The 3,760-nt window shown below is 34.0% G+C and carries 3 protein-coding genes and 1 pseudogene; 2 read left to right on the top strand and 2 right to left on the bottom strand.

Annotated features, from left to right (window positions below; genetic code table 11):
* On the top strand, window positions 1-261 hold a 261-nt coding region (locus V7183_RS05840; RefSeq protein ID WP_335358965.1), incomplete at its 5' end, for an HAD hydrolase-like protein.
* An 85-nt stretch (window positions 262-346) separates the two neighbouring features.
* Window positions 347-604: pseudogene (locus tag V7183_RS05835) on the top strand (aminoglycoside phosphotransferase family protein); the annotation flags it as partial.
* 41 nt (window positions 605-645) lie between these two features.
* Here V7183_RS05835 and V7183_RS05830 read toward each other — a convergent pair.
* Entirely contained in the window at window positions 646-1,929 is a 1,284-nt protein-coding gene (locus V7183_RS05830; protein ID WP_335358964.1) for a S41 family peptidase, read from the bottom strand.
* Window positions 1,930-2,232: 303 nt separating this feature from the next.
* Complete coding sequence (locus tag V7183_RS05825; protein WP_335358963.1) at window positions 2,233-3,690, bottom strand: serine hydrolase; 1,458 nt, start codon at window positions 3,688-3,690, stop codon at window positions 2,233-2,235.
* Between the last annotated feature and the right edge of the window lie 70 nt (window positions 3,691-3,760).

Raw genomic sequence — 3,760 nt, 5'->3', positions numbered from 1 at the left:
GAAGAAGTATATTGTTCTAAAAATTTGTTTGGTAAAGATAAAATCATCAAGAAATTTTTGAAAGAAAAAAAGTTAACAGAAGCTGATATGTTGTATGTTGGTGATGAACAACGAGATATAGTTGCGTGTAAAAAAGCTGGTGTAAATGTCATATGGGTTGGATGGGGATATGATGTGTTAGAGACGGTAAAAGAAGATTCCCCAGATTATATGGTGAATACACCGAATGAAATTTTACATGTAGTTGCATCTGTTTATTAAAATGACAGAAGGGAAACGAGGGGGATGAAGCAGTTTGAACCTGGTATTCATCATATTGAATTTTGGGTAGCAAATTTAGAGGACTGAAATTAGTATCCCGTATTCGATTGGACAAATTCAAGGTTATTTTAATGGGGAAATCCCAGAAGAGTTTTGGAGGTTATATTCTGTGTACGTAGGCATGACCATCTTCTCATCAGTTGTATGGTCTTTAAGGGCAGCACCGCACATATTAGATGACATGTTGGAGCGTCTTTATGTTACTTTAGAAGATCATAAAAACTTTGAATTATTGCAGCCGACATGGTTTCAACCTGAAATGATTTATATGAACAATAGTTGAACAGCGAATGGTAGGTGTAAATTTACACCTACCATTAAAAATTACCATTCACTATCATTTAATAGATATAAAGCTGTTTTTAAATCTACATCTTCTTCTATATGCTCAGGAGTCCATGGAATATAGAGGTGTGGTTGTATTCCGATTCCAGACATTCCTTCGCCTTTATCCACAATGGAAAGCCTTGAAGTAGGATAATAAAGTGCAAATGTATCATCCCATTCCATCACGGCTAAATTAGAATAATCATTTACGCCAGCTGTTGGGCGCCCGATTACTGTTAATTTAGAAGATTTCTTACATGTTTCTACGAAGGAATCGCCAGAGCTTCCACATGTTACATCTGTTAATACTACTACTTTACTTGGTGTTTCTCGCCCATGTATTTTTAATGTTTGTAGTTCGGGTGGTAATCCGGATGTATCAAATGTAACGAAACCTTTATTATAATTCTTTTTTAAATCATGGATAAACATATCGGAAAATAATTTTGAAACGTCATCTAGAGATTCTGGATTTTCTATTTGAAAGTTTTTCATTCGCAAATCATAGTTTCGTTTTGTATGATTTAGTTGCATTGTATCTGAAGAATCGAAAAGGGGAATTTCTTTATCTTCAAATAAATAAGGAAGTAAGTTGAAATAAGAATCATCACTTCCACCACGATTTTCTCGAACATCGATAATTAAGTTTGGAAAAGAGTCTAGTTCATGCTTATGGTTAACAATTAATTGATTGATGGCTTCAGTATTTCCGAAATCTGTTAATTTCATTAACAATGTATCGTGATTATACTGTTCTAATGAATAGATAGGTACGTATTCACTTGGCAAATATTTTTGTAAAGAGATCGTTTTGATGTTTCCGACTTCATCTATTATGTCACAACTTGATGGCTTGGATAAAATATGTCTCCATTTTTCACGTTCATATGTACTCTCTGATAAATATCTTTTATATTTTATTAATAAATCAGGGATTTTCATATGATCTAATGCAACAATCGCTTGCCCTTTTGTTACTCGTTTTTCTTGGCCGACTGCTGTAATATATAATCGGTCTTCATATCTTTTTACTTGAAAACCAACACTGTTAAGTGGTTGCTCATTAGAAATAATTCTGAAAAACATATGATCATCTTTAAAGTCAATTAAGTAGTCTTGTACAATTTCGGCAAATTGAAATGGCGATAACTCTCCTTGTTTCTCTAATTTTTCAATCTTATTTAAATATGTAGTAGGATCATCCCATCCTTTTTTATCAATACATCCTGAATAATCGTGATGAGTAATTGAAACAACTTCTTTAAAAATTTCTGTGTACATAGCTGTTCCTCCTGATAATTTATTTAATCGAATAATAGAATAGTATTCTTCATTATGCTGTTTTTCCCTTTATTCTTCAGAGTGTTAGGGAAACAGAAGTTAGGAGATTTTTGATTTTGGCATTATTTGTTGGGAAATCGATATCTTTTGTCGAAACGTCGATAAATTCAAATTTGCGCCGATATAATTTCATTTACTATTTCTCCATCATAAGAAATTCTCTTGCTTGTTCATTTTGTAATCCTTTTTTCAATAGAATCACAAATAGAGGAAAGATATTCTTCCCTCTATCATTAAGGATTCTTATTTTATTTTTGTAAATGTAAGAGGTTGAGTACTTAACGTAGCTGGTACATGTAATTGGAGAGTTGGAAATTCCCCGCTCACATTCATTTCATAAGCAAACAATAGATTCATTTTCGTTTGGAATAAGTTAACTGGTGCAGAGAATATATCGTAATGATGATGTTGCAATGGAATGTCCATCTCCATAAATTGTACATATAGCTTTTCATTTTCTTTATACACTTGTAATGTTCCATAAGCAGGATGTTCAAATGTTCCAGTGTAGTTTTCTAATGTGTGAGACGGTGCAGTCCCCTTTATTTGCTCAGGAAGAGATTCGGTTGCTTCTTTCATCATTTCTTTTATCTTTTCAGTATCTTCTACAGCACGTTTATGCCAGTCAATTGTTTCTAATCCGAGAAGCTCGTCATAAATTTGGGTTGAAAGATAAGTAGGGAGTAATGTACTTCCAGAGTTCGTTAGTATGACAAGTCCTATATTTTCTTTCGGCATGAATGAGACAAGTGCAGTAAATCCATCGATATTTCCGCCGTGATGAATTACCTTATAACCGCGATAGGCACTAATAAACCAACCAAGTCCATAGCTGTTTAATGGAGATTCAGGAGTTGATAAAAATGGCTGATCCGGAATTGTATTGTGCGGTGTATACATTTGTTGTAATAATTCAGAAGAAATTAATTCGTGATCTCCGGATTTTCCTTGATTTAAATGGAGAATTACCCATTTTGCCATATCTTCAATTGTAGAGTTAATACATCCAGCAGCTCCAACTGTATCGATATTTCGGAATGGAATTTCTTTTATCTCACCATCATCTTCAATATAAGGTAATGCGTAGTCATTCGTATTTTGTGAGTCCGTAACAGAGAAGTTTGTTTGTTGCATGTGAAGAGGTTCTAAAATATGTTCCGTCACGTATTGTTCCCATGTTTGGTTTGTGATGCGTTCTACCATGTAGCTGATTGTTGCATACATTAGATTGTTATATAAGAATGCTGTGCGAAATGGTGCATCAAGTGATAAGTGTTTTATTTTTTCAACGATATCTTTTCGAGTTAAGGAAGAGCTGTACCAAAGGGCATCATGACGACTTACTCCAGAACGGTGAGAAGCTAAATCACGCCCTGTAATTTGTGAGCTAGCGAATATATCAGATAAGGAGAAGTTAGGTATATATGATTGAACGGGAGTATCCCAATCAAACTTTTTTTGCTGTGCTAATAGACTTAAAGAAAGCGTACCAAATGCTTTTGTCGCAGACCCAATTGCAAAATGTGTTTGCGGTGTAATAACTTCTTTTTTCTCTACATTACGATAGCCAAATCCCTCGGAAACAATGACTTCCCCATCTTTTATAATTGCTACAGCAGCCCCAGGAACGTGTAAATCTTTCATCATTTTTTCAACTGTCTCTTGTAACGTATTTAAAACAGGAGTTTCAATTTTAGACATGCCTCTAACCTCCAAATACAATTTTTACCTTCCGCACTATACTTTCTGTAATAGAAAATAAAAACCTTTT

Source organism: Bacillus sp. JJ1127 (genome assembly GCF_036965845.1).
Taxonomy (GTDB): Bacteria; Bacillota; Bacilli; order Bacillales; family Bacillaceae_G; genus Bacillus_A.
The sequence above is the reverse complement of the archived record's forward strand: the minus strand, read 5'-3'. Positions and strand labels throughout refer to the sequence as shown.